This is a genomic window from Chitinophaga chungangae, from assembly GCF_017742215.1.
Lineage (GTDB): Bacteria > Bacteroidota > Bacteroidia > Chitinophagales > Chitinophagaceae > Chitinophaga > Chitinophaga chungangae.
The window spans coordinates 591,546-612,886 of sequence record NZ_JAGHKP010000001.1; the positions used below are offsets into that span (position 1 = coordinate 591,546).

Annotated in this window: 18 protein-coding genes; 12 read left to right on the plus strand and 6 right to left on the minus strand. The window is 53.8% G+C overall.

Annotation, left to right across the window (positions count from 1 at the left end):
- Positions 1–3: 3 nt before the first annotated feature.
- Both J7I43_RS02670 and J7I43_RS02675 read left to right on the plus strand, forming a co-directional pair.
- Positions 4–846 carry an anti-sigma factor gene (locus J7I43_RS02670; protein WP_209142953.1) on the plus strand — a complete coding sequence of 281 codons (843 nt, stop codon included), beginning with the start codon at positions 4–6 and terminating at the stop codon, positions 844–846.
- Between the two features lie 126 nt (positions 847–972).
- A complete protein-coding gene (locus J7I43_RS02675; protein WP_209142955.1) occupies positions 973–1,887 on the plus strand; it encodes a hypothetical protein in 915 nt (304 codons plus the stop codon).
- Between the two features lie 65 nt (positions 1,888–1,952).
- Here the strand turns inward: J7I43_RS02675 and J7I43_RS24910 are convergent, their stop codons facing one another.
- Positions 1,953–3,572 carry a gliding motility-associated C-terminal domain-containing protein gene (locus tag J7I43_RS24910; RefSeq protein ID WP_209142957.1) on the minus strand — a complete coding sequence of 540 codons (1,620 nt, stop codon included), beginning with the start codon at positions 3,570–3,572 and terminating at the stop codon, positions 1,953–1,955.
- Between the two features lie 261 nt (positions 3,573–3,833).
- Entirely contained in the window at positions 3,834–4,895 is a 1,062-nt protein-coding gene (locus J7I43_RS02685) for an RluA family pseudouridine synthase (protein ID WP_209142959.1), read from the minus strand.
- A gap of 45 nt (positions 4,896–4,940) precedes the next feature.
- On the opposite strand from J7I43_RS02685, the gene lipB reads away from it, so the two are divergent.
- Positions 4,941–5,657 (plus strand): lipoyl(octanoyl) transferase LipB, encoded by a 717-nt coding sequence (lipB, locus tag J7I43_RS02690; protein WP_209142961.1) that lies wholly within the window; start codon positions 4,941–4,943, stop codon positions 5,655–5,657.
- Here the strand turns inward: lipB and J7I43_RS02695 are convergent.
- The 4 genes from J7I43_RS02695 to J7I43_RS02710 form a co-directional block, all read right to left on the minus strand.
- Positions 5,641–6,363 (minus strand): hypothetical protein, encoded by a 723-nt coding sequence (locus J7I43_RS02695; protein ID WP_209142963.1) that lies wholly within the window; start codon positions 6,361–6,363, stop codon positions 5,641–5,643. The two genes, lipB and J7I43_RS02695, sit on opposite strands and share 17 nt — an antisense overlap.
- Positions 6,364–6,433: 70 nt before the next feature.
- The gene (locus tag J7I43_RS02700; RefSeq protein WP_209142965.1) at positions 6,434–7,321 is read right to left on the minus strand and encodes a 1-aminocyclopropane-1-carboxylate deaminase/D-cysteine desulfhydrase; all 888 of its coding nucleotides are present in this window, start codon (positions 7,319–7,321) and stop codon (positions 6,434–6,436) included.
- Positions 7,305–9,560 carry a family 20 glycosylhydrolase gene (locus J7I43_RS02705; protein WP_209142967.1) on the minus strand — a complete coding sequence of 752 codons (2,256 nt, stop codon included), beginning with the start codon at positions 9,558–9,560 and terminating at the stop codon, positions 7,305–7,307. Before J7I43_RS02705 ends, J7I43_RS02700 begins: the two co-directional genes overlap by 17 nt.
- A gap of 30 nt (positions 9,561–9,590) precedes the next feature.
- Positions 9,591–10,925, minus strand: coding sequence for an alpha-L-fucosidase (locus tag J7I43_RS02710; protein WP_209142969.1), 1,335 nt, complete (start codon positions 10,923–10,925; stop codon positions 9,591–9,593).
- 289 nt (positions 10,926–11,214) lie between these two features.
- On the opposite strand from J7I43_RS02710, the gene J7I43_RS02715 reads away from it, so the two are divergent.
- The 9 genes from J7I43_RS02715 (at position 11,215) to ilvA (ending at position 21,246) form a co-directional block, all read left to right on the plus strand.
- Positions 11,215–12,111 (plus strand): nucleotidyltransferase family protein, encoded by an 897-nt coding sequence (locus tag J7I43_RS02715; protein WP_209142971.1) that lies wholly within the window; start codon positions 11,215–11,217, stop codon positions 12,109–12,111.
- A gap of 41 nt (positions 12,112–12,152) precedes the next feature.
- Positions 12,153–13,208: a phosphotransferase enzyme family protein gene (locus J7I43_RS02720; protein ID WP_209142973.1), complete on the plus strand. Its 1,056-nt coding sequence runs from the start codon at positions 12,153–12,155 to the stop codon at positions 13,206–13,208.
- Positions 13,209–13,394: 186 nt separating this feature from the next.
- Positions 13,395–13,538: a hypothetical protein gene (locus tag J7I43_RS02725; protein WP_209142974.1), complete on the plus strand. Its 144-nt coding sequence runs from the start codon at positions 13,395–13,397 to the stop codon at positions 13,536–13,538.
- A 77-nt stretch (positions 13,539–13,615) separates the two neighbouring features.
- Positions 13,616–14,518: a branched-chain amino acid transaminase gene (locus tag J7I43_RS02730; RefSeq protein ID WP_209142976.1), complete on the plus strand. Its 903-nt coding sequence runs from the start codon at positions 13,616–13,618 to the stop codon at positions 14,516–14,518.
- A gap of 260 nt (positions 14,519–14,778) precedes the next feature.
- Positions 14,779–16,458 (plus strand): dihydroxy-acid dehydratase, encoded by a 1,680-nt coding sequence (ilvD, locus tag J7I43_RS02735; RefSeq protein WP_209142979.1) that lies wholly within the window; start codon positions 14,779–14,781, stop codon positions 16,456–16,458.
- The gene (gene ilvB, locus J7I43_RS02740) at positions 16,424–18,175 is read left to right on the plus strand and encodes a biosynthetic-type acetolactate synthase large subunit (RefSeq protein ID WP_317197056.1); all 1,752 of its coding nucleotides are present in this window, start codon (positions 16,424–16,426) and stop codon (positions 18,173–18,175) included. The genes ilvD and ilvB overlap by 35 nt, the downstream gene beginning before the upstream one ends.
- Positions 18,176–18,204: 29 nt before the next feature.
- Positions 18,205–18,747, plus strand: coding sequence for an acetolactate synthase small subunit (gene ilvN, locus J7I43_RS02745; protein ID WP_209142980.1), 543 nt, complete (start codon positions 18,205–18,207; stop codon positions 18,745–18,747).
- A 59-nt stretch (positions 18,748–18,806) separates the two neighbouring features.
- The gene (ilvC, locus tag J7I43_RS02750; protein WP_209142982.1) at positions 18,807–19,850 is read left to right on the plus strand and encodes a ketol-acid reductoisomerase; all 1,044 of its coding nucleotides are present in this window, start codon (positions 18,807–18,809) and stop codon (positions 19,848–19,850) included.
- A gap of 130 nt (positions 19,851–19,980) precedes the next feature.
- Positions 19,981–21,246: a threonine ammonia-lyase IlvA gene (gene ilvA, locus J7I43_RS02755; RefSeq protein WP_209142984.1), complete on the plus strand. Its 1,266-nt coding sequence runs from the start codon at positions 19,981–19,983 to the stop codon at positions 21,244–21,246.
- The last annotated feature ends 95 nt before the right edge of the window (positions 21,247–21,341 follow it).

Sequence of the window (21,341 nt, forward strand, 5' to 3'; positions counted from 1 at the left end):
AAAGTGGACGTACAACGTTACATATCATCCGGTATAATCGAAAGCTACGTAGCTGGGCTGGCTACGGACCAGGAGGTCCGTGACCTGCAGGCAGCGATGGCCCAGTCGCCGGAAGTAAGGGCCGCGGTGGATGCCGCGCAGCTCGATATGGAGCGTTATGTGGACATGCAGCAGATTGCGCCGCCGCCCGCTTTGAAAGACCGTATTTTCCAGCTGATCAATAATGAAGGTGTGGAAACCGCGGTGCCGGTGGGCAGTGCATCTTTCGAAGAAGAAATTCCCGAAGAGCCCAAAGAACCGAAACGCGTGAGCGTGGTATGGGCATACGTAGCCGCCGCCGCGCTGATCGGCCTGGCGGCGAGCGCGTGGATGAATATGCAATATTCCAACAGCAGTAAGGAATGGCAGGATAAATACCAGGCCCTGCTGACTGAAAAAGATAAAATGATAGCGGATAATACCGTGATGCAGACGAGGATGGAAGAATCCCAGAAAATGCTGCAATCGCTTCGCTACATGAAACTGGTGCACATGTACACGGTAACGGCTGCCCGCCCGGGCTTGCTGGCCACTGTATATTGGAACCCGAAATCGGAAGAAGTATTCCTCACCGTTACCAACCTGCCCGCGCCCGCCGCCGATCAGCAATACCAGCTGTGGGGCATCGTGAACGGCAAACCGGTTGACGCGGGCGTGTTCGATATGGAACAGGCGGCGAAAGGTTTTGCGAAAATGAAAACCATGGTGGCCAATGCACAGATGTTCGCTATCACGCTTGAGAAAAAAGGCGGCTCTCCCACACCAACGCTTACTGCCATGTACGTAGCCGGCAAAGTTTCCGGCTGATCCTTTTTTATTTTTCCGTTAAACATTACAGCCGCATCAGCCGCATTTCGCTGCGCGAGCCGTTCAGCCCCCTTCTGGCCTGAATATTGCACTTTCATAACCAGCCGAATTGCTTAAATTTGCCCGATGCGAAAAATCCTGCTACTGTTATACCTGATACCCTGCATTCCCGCATTGGCGCAGGATACCGCCAGATATAAAGGCATGACCATTAACCTGGACGAACATGTGGTGAAAGCCAAACGTATAGGCTTCGACGTGAACGGTTTTATACAAAGAGTGGAAGAAGACACCACGTTTTACCGCGCTTTCAAAAATCTCCGCCTCATTAATTTTACTGCCGATAACGATATCCGGGTAACCGACAAAAAAGGCGGCAAAACGCTCGCTTCGCTTAAATCGCGCACCCGCCAGGTAATGAAAGACAATTGCCGCAGCATGGAAACGCTGGAGGAGAAAACCACCGGCAATTTCTACAACCGCAAAGGCGATTACAATTATTACACCGCCGAGCTGTACGCCAACCTGTTCTTCACCAAAGGCACCGTGTGCAATGAAGACGGCGGGGGAGACAAAGGCAGCCTTGCCCGTCATAAATCGCAGCTCAAACAACTGATATTCAATCCCGGCAAACCCATATCCGGCGTGCCGGTGGTGGGTAATAAAGTCGCCATTTTCGACCGCAACCTCATGCGTTTCTACGACTTTTCCATCACCTCCGAAAAATTCACCGGCACCGATTGTTACGTGTTCAGCGCGGTGATGAAAAAGAACCTGAGCGGGGTTGACCGCGCGGAGATCGTGTACGACGAACTGATCACGTATTTCAACAAAGAAACGATGGAGATCGTCGGGCGGAAATATTCCCTTTCTTACAAAACCCTCGTATTCGATTTTAATGTGCGCATGAACGTGGAAATGACCAAGCTCGACGATCTGCTGCTGCCCGCGCTCATTACGTACGACGGTACCTGGAACGTGCCTTTCAAAAAACGGGAGACGGCCGTGTTTACCGCTAAATTCTTCGATTTCAAACATTGATATTTCAGCGATAAAAGAAAAGGGACGCAGCGATTGCGTCCCTTTTTTATGCGGTAATGTCTGGTTTACCTGATCAGCGTGACCGCGCCCGACTTGCGGTAATATTTCGCGTTCAGTTCGTCTATATATTCCACCACCCAAACGTAAGTGCCCAGTGAAGCGGGCTCCCCGTTGTGTTTGCCGTTCCAGGCCACGCCCGGGTCGGTGGTGAAGAAGATGAAATCGCCCCAGCGGTTGTAAATGCTGAGTTTATATTGTGTGATCTGGCACCGGTATTTCGGCCTGAACAGGTCGTTAACCCCGTCGCCGTTCGGCGTGAAGCCCGTCGGGAAAAATAGCTGGCAATCGCAGTTCTGGTACCAGACGTTCACGGAATCGGTGGCGCGGTTGCATACGTTTTCGGCCACGATGGCGTAAACGCCGGGCTGCGTAACGGTGAAGCTGGCTACGGAACTGCTGTCCTGCCACTTGTAATTCATACCCGCGCCTCTTGGCGTAAGTGTCAGCGTTTCGCCCACGCACAGCACGGAATCCATGCCCAGCGTAACCTGCAGCGAATCCTGGAAGTCCACGCGGATGGTGTCCATTTCCACGCAACGCCCGATCTGCACGCGAACGTGATAATATCCCGAGCTGTCTACGTGGTATGTAGCCTGGTCAGACCCGTCCTGCCAGAGATAATTGCCCGTTCCGAAATCCGCCGTCAGCACCAGGAAATCGCCGTTGCAAAGCGTGGTATCGTTGCCGAGATCGATCGGGCGGAGGCGGCTGTAACGCACGCCGATAGTGTCCAGCACATCGCAGATGCCGTTGATGGTCACAAATACGGAATAATCGCCGTTGCTCGCCACGTTGATCTGCGGCGTGGTGGCGCCGGTATTCCACTGGTAGCGCGTGCCTTCGGGCCGCAATGCATTCAATATCACCGATTCTCCGGGGCAAAGCAGCGTATCCGGCCCGAGGTTGAACGGGTAGGGCGTGCCGGTGAAAGTGATGGTCACCTGGTCGCTGAAATCGCCGCAACCCGCCACATGCGCCGTTACCGTGTAGGTTTGCGTAACGCCGGTGGTGAGAATGGTGGGCGTGGTTTCGCCGGTGCTCCAGGTATAAGTGGCGTTCTGGGCCGTGGCGTCGAGCGTCATCAGCTCATCGGTGCACAATGTGCGGTCGGGGCCCAGGTCGAAGTCGGGGATCGGGGAATAAAAGATGTTCACCGAATCGATCTCGCGGCAGCCGTTGATGGCTACGTGATAAGTGGCCATTTCAGTAACGGTGAAGGTGTTGACCGTGCCGGTAGACACGGTGTCTTCCAGGTAATACCAGGTATATTCCGCGCCAGGTATAGCCGGCGCCGTTATAACCGTAGTGCCGTTCTCGCAAAGCGTGAGATCCGGCCCGAGGTTGGCGTTTTGCCGCGCTACGATGGTGATGGTTTGGGTGGTGATATCTTCCACGCCTGCGCGGTACGCTTTCAGCGTAACGGTATAGGTGCCGGGCGCGGCGTAAATATGATAAGCGCCTTCAATGAGGTCAGACGAATCTTCGGCCACTACGGGCGGACTTACAAAATACCATTTCACGGAATCGATCGTCGTTATATCGTCGGTGATCACGAATTTGACGCTATCGTTGAGGCAGGTGGTGCTGTAGGTAAAGTTTGTGAGCAGGGGACGGGGTTTTGCCACAGCCGAAACAGACGCTGTAAGCAAAAAAGTCAGGATAAGTGCCTGGAGCCTGGCTAGGTTTTTCATCGGAACCATCGGAGCACTAAATTAATAGAAATATTGAATATGTAGATTGTTTTTAATAAAATAATTAATCGTTAACAGGCATGGGACTGCAGGGCGGGAGGGGCTTCCGGGGCCATTGGTCTGCACTGTGATTTGGTTGAATAAAAAACGGGGAATTGCCGGTAAAAGTATGGCCGGGGGTAAATGTCCGCCCGCTTATTCGTCGTCTTTCCGCCGGTACCTGCGCCATTTTTCGAGCACACCGGTAAAATCCGCGGGCAATTCGCTTTCGAACAGCATCGGTTTGCGGGTGCGCGGGTGAATAAAGCCCAGGGTTTGCGCGTGCAGCGCGTGCCGGGGCATTATTTCGAAGCAGTTTTCAACGAATTGTTTGTATTTGGCGAACACGGTGCCTTTTACGATGCGGTCGCCGCCATAAGTATCGTCGTTGAACAGCGGATGGCCGATGTGCTGCATGTGCACGCGGATCTGGTGCGTGCGGCCGGTTTCGAGCCTGCAGGCGATGAGGCTTACGTAGTTGAAGCGTTCCAGCACTTCGTAATGGGTGATCGCGTCTTTGCCATGCTCGCCGTCGGGATAAGCGGTCATGATCTTGCGCAGGCGCTGGTGGCGGCCCACATGGGCTATCACGGTGCCGGCGCTTTCCTCGAAATCGCCCCAGACGAGGGCCAGGTAACGGCGCTGCACGGTATGGTCGAAGAACTGTTTAGCCAGGTCGCTCATCGCTTTTTCGGATTTGGCCACTACCAGCAGGCCGCTGGTGTTTTTGTCGATGCGGTGCACCAGCCCGAAACGCGGGATCTCCGGTTCTACGGCCGTTTCCTTGTCGTCGCTGAGATAATACGCCAGGGCGTTTACGAGTGTGCCGGAATAGTTGCCGCAGCCGGGGTGCACCACCATGCCGGGCGGTTTGTTGATGATGAGCAGGTCTTCATCTTCATATACGATGTTCAGCGGGATATTTTCGGGCTTAACCTCGGTGGATTCGGGGTTTTTGGTGGAATACACGATCAGGCGGTCGAGCGGCCGCACCTTGTAGTTGGATTTAACGGGCTTGTCGTTCACCAGCACCATGCCGGCCTCGATGGACTGCTGTACTTTGTTGCGGGTGGCGCCTTCGATCCGGTTCTGGATGAATTTGTCGATCCGCAGGGGCTCCTGGCCTTTATCCACCACCAGGTTCACTCTTTCGTACATTTCCTCGCTGCCTTCGCCGTTTTCCAGTTCGTCTTCCAGCTCTTCGATCTGATCGGTCATCGGTAAAAATTTTTGCAAAGATAGCTTATAGTTATCTTTGTGGGGATGAAACAGCAGATTAAAGTGAGCGACCTGGGCGTGATCCCCTACCAGGACGCGTGGGACCTGCAGGAGCGGTTATTGCAGGAAAGTGTGGCCCTGAAGGCCGATATCCGCAACGGCCTGGCGGCGCCGGGCGCAAGCACGCAGCATCATTTGCTCTTTTGCGAGCATCCTCCCGTATATACCCTCGGAAAAAGCGGCCACATGGAAAACCTGCTGGTCAACGACCAGGCGCTGGCGCAGAAAGGCATCGGTTTCGTGCATACCAACCGCGGCGGCGATATCACCTTTCACGGCGAAGGCCAGATCGTGGGGTACCCGATCATCGACCTGGAGCAGTTTTTCACCGATATCGGCCGTTACCTCCGTTTCCTGGAGGAAGTGATCATCCGCACCCTGGCCGATTACGGGCTGAAAGGGGAACGGTCGAAAGGGGAAACGGGCGTTTGGCTGGAGCCGGACGTGCCCGGCAGGGCGCGCAAGATCTGCGCCATGGGCGTGCGTTGCAGCCGCTGGGTCACCATGCACGGCTTTGCCATCAACGTCAATACCGATCTTAATTATTTCTCCAATATCGTCGCCTGCGGTATTCCCGACAAGGCGGTCACTTCCCTGCAAAAAGAAACCGGGCGCGTAATTCCCCTGGAGGAAGTACAGGCCCGGATATTGTGTCATTTCGCCCAGGTATTTGAGGCTGAGATGGTTATGAGCGGTAATTGAGCGGTATGTACAGGCTCCACTTCTCGAGGAGCTTCCCGTCTTCGTATATCTCGAAATTAAACCAGCCGGCATGCATAAATATGGCCTTTTCCAGTATCAGGAAAGGCTCGGCCACCTGTTCCACTTCAAAAAGGAATGCGCCGGTAGGCTCGAAGAATTTAATATGATATTTTTTCTGCGCGGCTTGCGGCAGGCGGATGTTCACATTCCCATCTGCCGTGGTATACACGTAGTTGCTGGGTTTCCAGGGAATCACCGTTCCTGTGCCGGTAGCGTTGTTCGTATTGGTGGCAGCCACGTCCTGCGCGCCCAGCTTGGTGTTGGCTGCAATGCTGCTGTCCGACACGGCCAGTACCGTTTTACTGTACATGTACCGGTTGTTTTTGAAAAGGATGAACAGGCGGTAGTAGTTTTTCCCGGGCAGCGGTTTATTGTCCAGGTAGGCGTTGCGCGTTTGATCGGGATAACTGGCGTAGCCGATAGTGGTGAAGTTCAGCACACTGTCCAGCGATCGCTGGATGCCGATCTGCACTGCGTTCGGGAAACCCGATATCCAGTCCAGCTGTATTTTCCCTGTTTTGATCAATGCGGAAAAATCGGGGAGCACCGGGGGAGTGGGCCCCGGAATTGCATCCTGCGCTTTGGCTATGGTGATGGTACCTATAAAAATCACGGTGGCGATAAGGCTTCTAACAGTCTGCTTCATACAGTACATCAAAAAAACGTCTTAAGTTGGCAAAAATACGATCCGAAGGTCAAATATACGGTTCCGTGTTTTAAAAGCATAGAACGCCGGGCGCTAAAGATTCATTGCCCTGCAGCCCGCCGGAATGTATCAGCAGTACGCGGCTCCCCGCAGGGAAATACGATTGTTCCGCCAGCCGCCTGAAAGCCAGCGCCATTTTACCGGTATACACTTTATCCGTCGGGATGCCCGTTTCGCGGTAAAAATCGTTCATAAAACTGATCAGCTCCGGGGAATGTTTGGCGTAACCGCCTTCGTGGAAGTCGTGCAGGAGGCGCCACTGCGAAGAAGGCGCTTTCAGCAGGTTTTCCACTTCCTGTTCCAGCGAAAAGGCCCCTTTTAATGCGGATATGCCGGTGATATGCTGACCGGTGCCGGCATTGACGAGCCCCGCCAGCGTGGTGCCGGTGCCCACGGCACAAAGGATATGGGTGAAGGCGGAAGTGTCCGCCAGTTTCAAAATATCCTCGCAACCTCTCGCCCCTTCCGCATTATGCCCGCCTTCCGGTATCACGTAAGCCTGGTCCAGCAGGTGCTGCATCAGCTGCATCATTTCGCCGCCGCTTTTAAGCTGCGAGTACAGCTCGCGGCTCACGTAATGCAGCTCCATACCCAGTTCCGCGGCTTTTTGCAGGGTATGCCCGGGCGACGCGGGCTTTTCGCCGCGTATGATGCCCACGGAGGTCAGCCCGTACAGCCTGCAGGCCGCGGCCGTGGCCACAATGTGGTTGGAATATGCGCCGCCGAAGGTCACGATGCGGGTATTGCCCGCGGCTTCGAGGTTGTATTTGAGCTTGAACCATTTGTTGCCCTGCACCAGCGGATGGATCGTGTCCAAACGCAACATGGCTGCCTGGATGTTGCCGGGCAGCCATGTGGTATGGAAAGGTTGCAATATGTCCTTAGTGGAAAAGTGCATTCCGCAAGTTAATGCTTTGTTTGCCTTTAAGGCCAAAGCTCACCTGCAAACTCTGATCGCCGCCCACGTTAAAATATTGCAGCCGGATCTTGTGATATCCTTTCAACAGGGGCACCATGCCGGTTTTTTCTACCGCGCCATGCTCCCCGTCGTTGTCTACGATCAGCTCGTCGTCTATCGCCAGCACGGAACCATCGTCTGAATTGGTCTTGAATTCATACAGCCCCGTTTCGTCGATCTTGATATACCCCTCGAAGCTCACGCCGTATTTCACGCGGTGCATAAAGGGACGGATGGAAAAATCGGGCGCCGCGCCGCTGCTGTCCGCAGTTCCCCCGCCTATCTGCCTGGCCTGCTGAAAGGTTTTGCCGTATACGGAAAACTGCACGCCTTTGCGCGGGGGACTCACGTTCCGCGCGGTTTTGTAAGGTTTGCGCGTGTAAGTGTTGGAATACACCGCGCTGCTCCGGCCGGAAGGCAATACCACGATGTATTTGAGCGTAACGGTCGCTTTTTGCGCGGGCGCTATCACGATCGGTTTCGTGTATGCTTTTCCGTGAGGCGATGGCAAAGTGCCGTCTGTCGTGTAGAATATTTTCCCGCCGGATACAGGCTTCAGGGTTACCGTGGTGCTGGCCCCGGAAAGCACGAGGTTTTCGGCGCCCATGGCTTCCGGTATGCGGAAGTTCACCCCGCGCGCATCGAGGTCTTCCAACGCGCCTTTCAGCTTTTCCTTGAAAGTTCTGTAGTTCTTTTTAGAAGCCGGGCTCCAGGCGATCTCCGCCAGCGCAAGCGCCCGGGGATAAGTGAAATAGTCCACGCCTTTGTCGTCGGGAATGTATTCCGTCCACACATTGCCCTGCACGCCTTTGATGTATTTCTTTTCTTCGGCGCTCAGCGTGGGCGGGTAAGGCTCGTAGCTGTACACCTTCTCCAGCGGCAGGTATCCGCCGATCCCCAGCGGTTCCGTGGCCGGGTTGCCCTGGTGATAATCGAGATAGAGATAGGTGTTGGGCGTCATGATCACGTCGTGTTTTTGTTTGGCCGCCGCAATGCCGCCGGCTTCGCCGCGCCAGCTCATCACCGTGGCGTCGGGCGCGAGGCCGCCTTCGAGTATCTCGTCCCACCCGATGATCTTTTTGCCTTTGCTGTTGAGGAATTTTTCCATGCGCTGGATAAAATAACTCTGCAGCTCATGTTCGTCTTTTAGTCCCAGCGCCTTCATGCGGGCCTGGCATTTCGGGCATTCTTTCCACCGGTCTTTCGGGCATTCGTCTCCGCCGATATGCACATACTGGCCGGGAAAAAGCGGCATCACTTCGTTGAGCACGTCTTCCAGGAATGCAAACACCGAATCGTTGCCGGCACAGTACACTTCTTTGTGAACGCCCCATTTGGTAGACACCTCGTACGGCCCGCCGGTGCAGCCCAGGTTGGGGTACGCCGCCAGCGCGGCCTGCGCGTGGCCGGGCATTTCGATCTCGGGCACTACTGTAATGAAGCGGTCTGCCGCGTATTTCACCACGTCTTTCACTTCTTCCTGCGTATAATACCCGCCGTAAGGTTTGCCGTCGTATTTGCCGTCCCGGTAAGGGCCCATCATGGTCTCTTTCCGTTGGGAGGCCACGCTTTGCAGCCGCGGGTATTTTTTGATCTCGATGCGCCAGCCCTGGTCTTCCGTGAGGTGCCAGTGAAAACGGTTGAGCTTGTAATGCGCCATCACGTCGATGAACTGTTTGATGTAAGACACGGGAAAAAAGTGCCTGCCTACATCGAGCATCAGCCCGCGGTAGGCGAAGCGCGGCTGGTCTTTGATGGTAACGGCGGGAACGTAGATGAGCGTTTTGTTCCGCGTGATCAGCTGCTGCAGCGTTTGCACGGCGTAAAACAAACCGGCTTCGTGGCCCTGCAGCACGATCTTGGTGCGGTAGGCGGTAAGCTGGTAGCCTTCCGCGGGCAGCATCTCGTCGTCTGAAAAGATGAGCGTGGCGTTTTTAATGGTGCCTTTTTCGAGGCGCAGCTTGTAATTGGCTTCCAGGAAAGTGTTGAACAGTTCGGCCGCGCGTTCGGCGGCTTCGCTGTTGCTGAAATATTTCATGCGCGCGTTGACCGGCACATGGCCTTCCCTCATTTCCATGGATTGCGGTTCGGGGATAATGCCGGGCCGCGAGACCTTCAATTGCGCAAAACCTGCTGCGGAGGCCAGCGACATCAAAATAAATAGGAGCGTTTTTTTCATATGTAGATTAAGATAGTATATGCGTTTCCGTTAGCCGCCCAATCCGCCTTTGCCCCTGTAGAGCTTCACGGGTTTGTCCAGCTTCAGTTCCAGCACGGTCATGTATTCATCCTGCACGTTGGCGGGCACAGTAATGTAAACGAGCCCTGGCACGGGGCTCCAGGAAATTTTCCCCACGATCTTATGCTGCAGTCTGGCGCCGTTCCCTACAACGGTGATGTCTTGTATCTTGTTGTCCAGCCCCTTGACCATAATATTGCCGGTTACTTTGCCGGGCAGGAAAAGATAGAGGCTGGTGCTGTCTTTACTGAGTGTGGTAGGCCCGTAGAAATGTCCCTGCGGGATGCCGCCGATGGTGCTGAAGATCGCTTTTTCATGTTTTTTGTTCCATTTGCCGAGCTCTTTCAGCACGTTGATCTCTTCGGGCGGAATGGTGCCGTCTTCTTTCGGGCCGATGTCGAGCAGCATATTGCCGCCGTTGCTGATGGCGTCCGCGAAGATGGTAATGATCTCGTAAGGCGTTTTCCAGTTGGTGTCTTGCGGCTGCCAGCCCCAGTTGTTATTGATGGTCATGCAGAGCTCCCACCAGTTGTAATGCGGGCGTTCCACGGGGAAGTTCTGCTCGGGCGTGTCGTAATCGCCGTAGCCGGTGAGCCTTCCGTTGATGATGGTATTGGGATTGAAGTCTGTGAGCATTTTACGCACTTTCACGGCCTGCCATTCTTCGGCGCTGCGTTCCCAGTCGCCGTCGAACCACCAAAGATCGGGATTGAACTGTTTCATGACCTCGGCCATCTGCCCCTGGTAAAACGCCTGGAATTTCGCCCATCGCTGCGGCTGCTCGCTGATCTTGTAGCGGCTGCTGTCTTTCAGGAAACCGGGATAATCGGGCGATGACCAGTCCAGCAGGCTGAAATAAGCGCCTGTTTTGATATTATTTTTGCGAAGCGCGGCGAAGAAGGGGCTGAGCACGTCCCTTTTGGCCGGGGTACTTTTGGTGGTGGAGAGTTTATTGAACTTCGTGTCCCACAGGGCAACGCCATCGTGGTGTTTGGTGGTGATCACGGCGTACCGGGCACCGGATTCCCTGATCAGGTCTGCCCAGGCCTGGGGATCGTATTTGCCGGCGGTAAAACCCTTGAGCTGGGCCATATAATCCGCATGAGATATTTTTTTATTATGAAAGCTCCAGCTTTCGTCGATGCCTTTCACGGAGTAAATGCCCCAATGGATAAAGATGCCGAGCTTGGCGTCTGCAAACCATTGCATTTTCGACTTTATCTCTTCCGGGCTGGTTTTCTGCTGCGCTTTGGCCGGCGTCAGCAAATGCAATACCATGGCTGCTGCCACTGCGATTTTTTTCATCAGTTTTGTTTTGTCGTACTAATATGATTAAGTTAAATGCCGGCATCGCTTATCATACAAAAAGTGCCGGTCGGGAGGGGGCATACGTTGGATCGAAAAAATAAAAGTAGCAAAATTCCGCTTTACGGCCGTCATTCTTTTACTCATTTAAGTATGGGGTGAAGTGGAAAATCCTCCTAAATTTGGCCGGTATTTTAAAATTTAAGGATTTCGGGGATTGGGAAAAATTTATGTTTATTTTTAGCCCCCGATATTAATCTGAGTGAAATTTATAAACTAATATCAACAAATGCAACCGACATTATTGATCCTGGCGGCCGGTATGGCCAGCCGTTACGGAAGTTTGAAGCAAATCCAGCAGTTTGGCCCCAGCGGAGAAACGATTATCGATTATTCAATCTATGACGCTATCCGCGCGGGTTTTGGCAAGATCGTGTTTATCATACGCGAGAATTTCGCCGAGGAGTTCAAAGAGATCTTTGAGCCTAAACTGAAAGGAAAAGTAGAAACAGCATACGTGTTCCAGAATATGGACGCATTTACCGACGGTTTCGAGATACCGGCGGACCGTACCAAACCCTGGGGCACCGCCCACGCGGTATTATGCGCGAAAGACGCTATCAACGAGCCTTTTGCGGTGATCAACGCAGACGATTTTTATGGCCGGGACGCATTTGAAAAAATGGCGGCTTTCCTGAAGACCGAATGCGCGGGCGACAAATACAGCGTGGTAGGTTACGAACTGGGCAAAACCGTGAGCGAGTACGGCTTTGTGAGCCGCGGCGTATGCGAGGTGAGCAATGGCAACCTGAGCGGTATTACCGAACGTACCAAGATCGTGGTGGAAGACGGGAAGATCGTTTACGAAGAAGGGGACAAAAAAGTAGAACTGGGCCCGAAAACGCCCGTATCCATGAACTTCTGGGGTTTTGCGCCGTCTGTGTTCGAGGTGAGCGAAAAACTGTTCAGCCAGTTCCTGGAACAAAATATCAGCAATCCTAAATCAGAATTTTTCATACCGATCGTAGTGGACCAATTCATTGCGGCAGGCCTGGGCTCCGTAAAAGTGATCCCGACCAGCAGCCAGTGGTTTGGCGTCACTTACAAAGAAGACGCGCCCGGGGTACAGCAAAGCCTGTCTGCCCTGGTGCAAAACGGGGAATACCCGGACAATCTCTGGAAATAATTTCCATAATGGTGAATACAGACATAATCCGAGCCTTCGGATTGGAGCCTGCCAGCTTTGACGTGAAGAAATTCGGGAGCGGCCACATCAACAACACATTTCTTTTGAGTGGCCGCGGCGGTGAAAATTTCATCCTCCAGAAAATCAACACGTATGTATTCAGGGAACCGGGTGTAATAGCCCGGAACCAAAGGCTGGCGGCCGATTTCCTGGCTTCGAACCACCCAAGCTACCTCTTTATTGTTCCCATCCCTACCGCTACAGGGGATGAGCTCTTTCATTTCAACGATGAGTATTGGCGCATGATCCCTTTCATACCGGATTCCACTTCGGTAGACCAGGCGGACACGCCCAAGCAGGCATTCGAAGCGGCCCGCCAGTTCGGGCTGATGGCCCGGATGTTCCATGGCATCGATCTGCATGAGTTTAAGGCCAGCATTCCCAACTTCCACAACCTGACCCTGCGGTACGCCTCCTTCCAGGAAGCCATCCGCCAGGCGAAAGAAGACAGGAAAGGGTTTGCCGACGAGCTGATCGCGCAGTTCCTCCGCCATAGCGACATCGCGGTTACCTTCGAAACGCTGAAGACCGCCCCGGAATTCAGCGACCGCCTCATGCATCACGATACCAAGATCAACAACGTGCTGCTCCGGAAAGACAGCTACGAAGGCATTTGCGTATGCGACCTGGATACGCTCATGCCCGGGAAGATCATCTCCGACCTCGGCGATATGGTGCGTACTTACGTATGCCCCGTTTCCGAAGAAGAGCGCGACTTTTCGCAGATCCGTATCCGTGAGGAATATTTTGAAGCGCTTATGAAAGGCTACCTTTCCGAAGTAGGCAGCACCTTATCGGCGACAGAAAAAGCGCACCTGTTCTATGCCGGCAAATTCATGATCTACATGCAGGGCATCCGTTTCCTGACGGATTACCTCAACGGGGACGTGTATTACCCGGTAAAATACCCCGAGCATAACTTCAACCGGGCGAAAAACCAGTTCATACTGCTGGAAAAGCTCATCGAAAAGGAGGATGTGCTGCAAAGGGTGATAGACGATTGCCTTAAAACTGCAACGCTCGTACGCGAAAAATAACCGAAGGCCCCTCACAAGGGGGCCTTTTTTGTTTTGACAGGAGTGCGGTGAAACAGCTGTTTCTTGATTTTTTTCCAACAAAAGCGCTTTTGTTTTCGATATTTTAAAAAATCGCCTATTGGGTTGATTTTTCTCAAAAGTTTTCGCCCTGTATTGTTTTTTATTTTATTCACCAATACATTTGTAGTGATAATAAAAATCATCAGGACCTCCATGTGGGTAAACAAAAACAATAACAAGATCAGTCACATCGTACCGCAGCTCAACTGGGCTATTACGCTCGTCGTGATCGTCATTGTCATTGTCACCCGTCAACCGATAGGAGGATAACACGCGCGTACAATACAACTGAAAATAAACGCCTTCCTCCACCAGGAAGGCTTTTTTTATGTGCAAATTCCAATTATATGTATAGCTATTACAACGAAAACACGATTCTTTACTTTGACGGGGCTTATACGAAAGCCACAGAGGCCAAAATTGACCTGTATGGTCAGTCGCTGCATTACGGATACGCGGTATTTGAAGGCATCCGCGCTTACAAGACCGCCAGTGGCGAGGTGAAAATCTTCAAACCCAAGGAGCACTTCGACCGGTTCAAGCGTTCCTGCGAGCTGATACATATACCTTACAAGTACAACAACGACGAACTGATCGCCGCTTGTTATAAAGTGCTGGAGCTGAACAACCTGGAGGAAGCATACATCCGCCCGCTGGTGTTCTGCCCGCCGAATATGACCCTGAAAGCCGCTTCCGAAACCCACATCCTGATCTGCGCATGGGACTGGGGCGCTTACCTGGGCGAAAAACTGCTCCGCGTATGCATTTCTTCCTACCAACGCCCCAACCCGAAAGCGTTCAAGATCGAATCCAAAGCCGCCGGCCTGTACGTAAACTCTATCCTGGCTTCGCAAGAGGCGAAAGAAAAAGGGTACGACGAAGCTTTGCTGCTGGATATCAACGGTTTTGTGGCTGAAGGCCCCGGCGCCAACCTGTTCTACGAAAAAGCAGGCACCATTTATACGCCCGCCCCGGGCAACATCCTCCCTGGCATCACCCGCGCCACCGTGATCGAGATCTGCGGCGAACTGGGCATTCCGCTGGTGGAAAAACAGATCACCGTGGAAGAGCTGAAACAGGCCGAAGCAGTGTTCTACTGCGGTACTGCCGCCGAAGTGATCGGATGGGACAGCCTCGACGGGCAAGGTTTCTCCAAACCCTGGGCCGAATCCCTCGGCAAGGTCATCCAGCAGGCTTACAAAGCCAAAGTGCTGGAAAAAGAATTCAAACGCGAGGCAATTCCTGCCTGATAATACCCGGAAGCTCCCCCTTCCGCCGTTGCAACCGGAAGGGGGGATTTTCTTAAAAAAAAGCGTGGGACACAGCCGTTGAATGGCGTAAACGCTTTTCTTCCTAACTCATACCCATAGCGGATTTTGGCCATCCTGCCTGCCTTTTGAAGACCGGGAACGACCGAATTATTGGTTTGAATAAACGCCGCACCGGGAATAACTTGTACGATAATTAGAAATTCAGATAGCCGTGACCCGGTAATAACGACCTTATTAATATGGAGTTAAACAAATACAGCAAGACGATTACGCAAGATCCCACACAGCCCGCCGCACAGGCCATGCTGTACGGGATAGGACTGACTGAGGAAGACCTGAAAAAAGCACAGGTGGGCATTGTGAGCATGGGCTACGATGGCAATACCTGCAACATGCACCTGAACGACCTGGCCAAACAGGTAAAAAAAGGCGTATGGGCCAACGACCTGGTAGGGCTTATTTTCAACACCATCGGCGTGAGCGACGGTATCAGCAACGGTACCGACGGCATGCGTTATTCGCTCGTCAGCCGCGATCTGATCGCTGATTCCATTGAAACCGTGTGCGGCGCGCAATATTACGACGGAGTGATTACCGTGCCCGGCTGCGATAAGAACATGCCCGGCTCGCTGATGGCCATGGGCCGCCTGAACCGTCCCGCCATCATGGTGTACGGCGGAACGATCGCGCCCGGCAGATACAAAGGGCAGGACCTGAACATCATATCCGCTTTCGAAGCGCTCGGCCAGAAGATGGCGGGCAACCTCGACGAGGGCGACTTCAAAGGCATCGTACAAAATTCCTGTCCCGGCGCCGGCGCCTGCGGCGGCATGTACACGGCCAACACCATGAGTTCCGCTATCGAAGCGCTGGGCATGAGCCTTCCGTACAGCTCCTCCAATCCCGCGCTGAGCAAGGAAAAACAGGAGGAATGCCTGGAAGCGGGCAAATACATCCGCCTGTTGCTCGAAAGAGACATCAAACCGAAAGACATCATGACCCGTGAAGCGTTCGAGAACGCGATCACCGTGATCATGGCAACCGGCGGCAGCACCAATGCGGTACTGCATTTCATCGCCATCGCCAAATCCGTTGGCGTAAACATCACTATGGCCGACTTCCAGCGCCTGAGCGACGCCACGCCTTTACTGGCGGACCTCAAGCCCAGCGGCAAATACCTGATGGAAGACCTCCACAACATCGGCGGCATTCCCATGGTCATGAAATACCTGCTGAAACAGGGCAGGTTACACGGAAATTGTTTGACCGTTACGGGCAAGACCCTGGCGGAAAACCTGGAATCCGTGCCCGACATCGATTTTTCAAAACAAGACATTATACATCCGCTGGAGAAGCCGCTGAAAGCCAACGGCCACATCCAGATCCTGTACGGCAACCTGGCCGAGCAGGGCTCCGTGGCGAAGATCACCGGCAAGGAAGGCGAAAAATTCTCCGGCCCGGCCCGTGTATTCGACGGAGAATTCGAGCTGATCGCGGGGATACAGTCCGGCAAAGTGAAAGCGGGAGACGTCGTCGTCATTCGCTACGTAGGCCCCAAAGGCGGCCCCGGCATGCCGGAGATGCTGAAACCCACTTCCGCCATTATGGGCGTTGGCCTGGGTAAAAGCGTGGCCCTCATTACAGACGGCCGTTTTTCCGGTGGCACGCACGGCTTTGTGGTAGGGCATATCGTACCGGAGGCCTACGAAGGCGGTACCATCGCGCTCGTAAAAGACGACGACATTATCGAACTGGACGCCGTAAACAATATCATCAAGGTTAACCTGACGCCCGAAGAGCTCGCGGAAAGAAAAGCAGCATGGAAAAGACCGGCTCTGAAGGCTACGAACGGGATATTATTCAAGTACGCAAAACAAGTAAAAAATGCAACAGAAGGATGTGTTACCGATGAAGACTGATCAGTCTGACAAGCGGGCTGCCGCCGCCCCCGAGATCATCACCGGCGCGGAAGCAGTGATCCGGTCGCTGATTGCGGAAGGTGTGGACACCATTTTCGGTTACCCCGGCGGCGCCATTATGCCGATCTACGACGCTCTTTATGATTTCCAGGACCAGGTGCACCACATCCTGGTGCGCCACGAACAAGGCGCCACGCACGCCGCCCAGGGTTATGCCCGTGCAAACGGCAGGGTAGGCGTGGTATTCGCCACCTCCGGCCCCGGCGCCACCAACCTGGTGACCGGCCTTGCAGATGCGCAGATGGACTCAACCCCCATGGTGTGCATCACCGGCCAGGTAGCCGCGGCATTGCTCGGTACAGACGCTTTCCAGGAAACGGACGTGATCGGCATCACCACACCTATCACCAAATGGAACATACAGGTTACCAGGCCTGAAGATATACCCGGCGCCATCGCCAAAGCATTTTACATTGCGCGCAGCGGCCGCCCCGGCGCCGTATTGGTAGACATCACCAAAAACGCGCAGTTCGGCAAACTGGATTTCCAGTACAAAGCCTGCGAAAGCATCCGCAGCTATCACCCGCACCCCGTGCTGAACATGGACCAGGTGAAAGCCGCAGCCGAACTGATCAACAACGCCAAACGCCCGTACATTCTCTGCGGCCACGGCGTACTGATCTCCGGCGCGGAAAAAGAACTGATCGCAGTGGCCGAAAAGGCGGACATCGCGATCGCCTCCACGCTGCTCGGCCTTTCCGCCGTGCCCGTAAATCACCCGTGTTACGTGGGTTACACCGGCATGCACGGCAATTACGGCCCGAACATCAATACGAACGAATGCGACGTACTGATCGCGGTAGGCATGCGTTTCGACGACCGCATCACCGGCGACGTGAACGAATTTGCCCGCCAGGCCAAAGTAGTCCACATCGAGATCGATAAAGCGGAGATCAATAAGATCATCCCGGCAGACGTGGCCGTACATGCTGACGCGAAAGAAGCGCTTGCCGCATTGCTGCCGCTGCTCAAAGAAGCGAAACATCCCGAATGGCTGCAGCTGTTCAGGGAAGCCGATAAAAAAGAAGATGAAAAAGTTCGTCACCGCGAACTGCACCCCACCGAAGGCCAGATCAAAATGGCGGAAGTGATCCGCATCATCTCCGAACAAACAAAGGGCAAAGCGATTTTGGTAACAGACGTAGGTCAGCACCAGATGATCGCTTCGCGTTATTACCGCTTCGAAGACCCGAACACCAACATCACCAGCGGCGGCATGGGCACCATGGGCTTCGCCCTTCCGGCGGCCATGGGCGCCAAAGTGGGCGCGCCCGACAGGGAAGTGGTGGCCATCATCGGCGACGGGTGTTTCCAGATGACGCTGCAGGAGCTCGGCACCATTTACCAATCCGAGATCGGCGTGAAAATCGTGATCCTGAACAACAACTTCCTCGGCATGGTTCGCCAGTGGCAGCAATTGTTCTTCGACAAACGGTATTCTTCCACCGTGATGATCAACCCGGATTTTGTACAGATCGCGAAAGGTTTTTACGTACCGGGCCGCAAGGTGACCGAACGCGCGGACCTCGAAGGCGCCGTAAAGGAAATGCTGGACACAAAAGGCGCCTACCTGCTGGAAGTAGTGGTGGAGCAGGAAGACAACGTATTCCCGATGGTGCCGGCAGGCGCACCCATCTCGTCTATCCGCCTCGAGTAGCAGTTCATCACCATTAATCCAGACACAACATGCAAAAGGAATATACAGTTACGGTATACACAGAAGACAGGGTAGGCATCACCAACCGCATCTCCGTGATCTTCACGCGCCGTGGCATCAACATCACCAGTCTTACCACCGCCGAAACGGAAATCACCGGGGTGTATAAATTCATCATCACGGTATTGTCCACCCGCGACAGGCTGGAAAAAGTAGTAGGCCAGATCGAAAAACTCATCGAAGTGCACCGCGCATTTGTGCACGACGAAGACGAAGTGGTTTACCAGGAGCTGGCGTTGTACAAAATATCCACCAAAAGCCTTCACAATGGCGACATTGAGAAGATCATCCGGGACAACAACGCGCGCATCCTCACCATTACGGAAGATTACTTCGTACTTGAAAAAACAGGCCACCAGCAGGAGCTGATCGCGATGCTCCAGAAGCTGGAACCGTACGGCCTCATAGAATATTCCAAAAGCGGCCGCGTAGCGATCGTGAAATGGAGCCGCCGTTTCCATGAACATCTCAAAGACCTGTCGCTCATCGAGGCAGACAGCCTGAAAGACTGATAACGGCAAAGAATGCAATAACCTAGAACTTAAAACTTTTTAAAAACCACTAACAAAACATGGCAACCATCAATTTTGGCGGGGTACTGGAAGACGTAGTAACCAGAGAAGAATTCCCCATGGAAAAGGCAAGAGAAGTGCTGAAGAATGAAACTATCGCGATCATCGGTTACGGCGTACAAGGTCCCGGTCAGGCGCTGAACCTGAAAGACAATGGTTTCAACGTGATCATCGGCCAGCGTAAAGATTCCAAAACCTGGGACAAAGCCGTTGCAGACGGTTGGGTTCCCGGCGAAACGCTGTTCGGGATCGAAGAAGCCGCCCAGAAAGGCACCATCATTCAGTACCTGCTGTCAGACGCCGGCCAGATCCAGCTGTGGCCCACGCTGAAGCCCTTCCTGACCAAAGGTAAAGCCCTGTATTTCTCACACGGTTTCGGCATTACTTTCAAAGAAAAGACCAATATCATTCCCCCGGCAGACGTAGACGTGATCCTGGTAGCACCCAAAGGCTCCGGCACTTCACTGCGCAGGCTGTTCCTCGCCGGCCAGGGCCTGAACTCCAGCTTCGCCATTTTCCAGGACGCCACCGGCCGCGCACGTGAACGCGTGATCGCACTCGGCATCGGCGTTGGCTCCGGTTACCTGTTCGAAACAGACTTCAAAAAAGAAGTGTATTCCGACCTTACCGGCGAACGCGGCACCCTGATGGGCGCTATCCAGGGCATTTTCGCTGCACAGTACCAAACGCTGCGCAACAACGGCCACTCACCTTCCGAAGCGTTCAACGAAACCGTTGAAGAGCTGACCCAATCCCTGATGCCCCTGGTAGCAGAGAACGGCATGGACTGGATGTACGCCAACTGCTCTACCACTGCACAACGCGGCGCGCTCGACTGGTGGAAAAAATTCAAAGACGCTACCCAGCCCGTATTCGACGAACTGTACGCTTCCGTTGCTACCGGTAAAGAAGCACAGCGTTCCATCGACCTGAACGGCCAGGCGGATTACCGCCCCAAGCTGAACGCAGAGCTCGAAGAACTGCGTAACAGCGAAATGTGGCAGGCAGGCGCGGCAGTAAGAAAGCTCCGCCCCGGCAAGTAAAAAGCTATAAAAAATAAAATATGAAAAGTATCAGGAGAGTTGTTGGCAACGGTTGCGGAGGAGTGTGTTCGATTTGACGCCGGCGCATTTTTCCTGATACTTTTCTTTTTTATTTTTTAACAGAACCAACATGACTGAAGTACTGCAACAAAACCGGCCCATAGACACCAACCAGATAAAAGCAGCCGCCGAAAGACTACGCTCCGTGGTCACCCGCACACCGTTAACCTACAATGCAAATCTTTCACGCCGCTACCAGTGCGATGTGTATCTCAAAAGAGAAGACATGCAGGTGGTGCGTTCCTACAAACTGCGCGGTGCATACAATCTCATGAGCAGCCTGACGCCGCTTCAGCTGGCCAACGGCGTTACCTGCGCCAGCGCGGGCAATCACGCACAGGGCTTTGCTTACAGCTGCCGCCTGCTGAACCTAAAAGGCGTGGTGTTCATGCCCATCATTACACCGAAACAAAAAGTAAACCAGGTCAAGATGTTTGGCGGAGACAACATCGGGATCAGGCTGGTAGGGGATACGTTCGACGATTGTTCCGCCGAGGCCCAGGCATTCACGCGCGAACAACATATGACGTTCATCCCGCCGTTCGACGATGAGAAGATCATCGAAGGGCAGGGTACCGTAGGCCTGGAGATACTGGACGAACAGCCGGAGGTCGATTACCTGTTCGTGCCCGTTGGGGGCGGCGGGCTGGCATCGGGCACCGGGTCTTATTTCCGCAGCGTGAGCCCGTCCACAAAGATCATCGGGCTGGAGCCGGAAGGCGCGCCTTCCATGCTGAAAGCGCTGGAAAACGGCGGGCCTGTTACATTGCCTGAAATAGACAGGTTTGTTGACGGAGCGGCGGTGAAAAGAGTGGGAGAGCTCACTTACCGGATCTGTAAAGACGTGCTGGATAAAATGAGCCTGGTGCCGGAAGGGCGCATTTGCTCCACGATCCTCAAGTTGTACAACGAAGACGCGATCGTGGTAGAGCCCGCCGGGGCCTTGTCTATCGCCGCGCTGGAAGATTTCGCGGAAGAGATCAAAGGGAAAAAAGTGGTTTGCGTGGTGAGCGGCAGCAACAACGACATCGACCGGATGCAGGAGATCAAAGAGCGGTCGTTGCTGTACGAAGGACTGAAACATTATTTCATCGTCCGTTTTGCCCAGCGGCCGGGCGCTTTGAAGGAATTTGTGAACCATGTGCTAGGCCCGGGAGACGACATCACCCGCTTCGAGTTCATCCAGAAACACAACAAGGAAACCGGCCCCGCGCTGGTAGGCATCGAGCTGAAAAACAGGGAAGATTACGATGTGCTGCTCACGAACATGACGAAGTATAACGTGCATTATACCGAACTGAACAAAGACGATAATCTTTTCGGTTACCTGGTGTAACCGGTCTGAATAGTTGCAATAGCGCAGCCCCGGCCCCCGTTGGCAGGGGCTTTCTTTGTAATCCGCCAATATTTTGTAAGTTGCCGGCGTTATTA